The sequence below is a fragment of the Dysosmobacter segnis genome, from assembly GCF_014297285.1.
In the GTDB taxonomy this organism is placed as follows: domain Bacteria; phylum Bacillota; class Clostridia; order Oscillospirales; family Oscillospiraceae; genus Oscillibacter; species Oscillibacter segnis.
Genome location: NZ_JACOQI010000094.1, coordinates 1 through 1,100 on the forward strand (window position 1 = coordinate 1; position 1,100 = coordinate 1,100).

The following is a 1,100-nucleotide window of genomic DNA, read 5'->3' on the forward strand; positions in this document are numbered from 1 at the left end:
TAGTCAGCGATCTCGAAGATGGGAGCGGTGTCGTTCTTGTTGACGGCGATGATGCACTCGGAATCCTGCATGCCAGCCTTGTGCTGGATGGCGCCGGAGATACCCAGAGCAACGTACACCTTGGGATGCACGGTCTTGCCGGTCTGACCAACCTGATGGTCGGCAGACAGCCAGCCGGAGTCGATGGTGGCACGAGAGCCGCCAACAACGCCGCCCAGGACCTCAGCCAGCTCCTCAGCCAGCTTGATGCCGCCCTCGACGTCCTTGCTGATGCCGCGGCCCACAGACACGATGAAGTCAGCGCCGATCAGGTCCACCAGCTTCTTAGCGGCCTTCACCACCTCGGTAACGTCGGTGTGGATGTCCTCAGCAGTCAGAGTGAAGTTGGGCTTCACGATCTCCACAGCGTTGGCCTTGGCCTCGTCAAAGGCGTTCTTCTTCATAACGCCGGGACGGACGGTAGCCATGCAGGGACGGAAACGGGGGCAGATGATGGTAGCCATCAGGTGACCGCCGAAAGCAGGACGGGTCATCTTCAGGTTACGGTCCTCCATATCCCACTTCATGGAGTCAACGTCCAGAGTGGAGGACTCACGCAGGAACTGGATGTAGTTGGGCACATCCACGTCCAGGTGGGTGCAGTCAGCGCACAGGCCGGTGTGCAGACGGGCTGCGCAGCGGGGGCCCAGGTCACGGCCGATGTTGGTGGCGCCGATCAGGAAAGCCTCGGGCTTCAGGTCCTCGATCACGTCGCAGATGACCTTGGCATAGCCGTCGGTGGTGTAGGTGGCCAGCAGGGGGCTCTCGCAGACAATGACCTTGTCGGCACCGTAGCCGCCCAGCTCCTTAGCGGCGGACTCAATGCCCTCGCCGCCCAGCAGCAGACCGCACAGGTTCACGCCCAGCTCGTTGGCCAGGTCGCGGCCCTTGGAGATCAGCTCGAAATCGGTGGGCATCAGCTTGCCCTCGCGCTGCTCGCAGAACACCCATACATCCTTGAAAGCAGCGATATCAGCACTATTGAAATTAGACATGATTTTCTATCCCCTTTCTTAGATGATGTGCTTAGCGGCCAGAATACCGGCCAGCTTCTCGCAGGT

1 protein-coding gene is annotated in these 1,100 nt (G+C 60.5%); it reads right to left on the reverse strand.

Annotated features, from left to right (window positions below; all coding sequences use genetic code 11):
• Positions 1-1,034: acryloyl-CoA reductase electron transfer subunit beta (acrA, locus tag H8Z83_RS19180; RefSeq protein WP_187016489.1), on the reverse strand; the 1,034-nt coding region annotated here is incomplete at its 3' end.
• Positions 1,035-1,100: the final 66 nt, after the last annotated feature.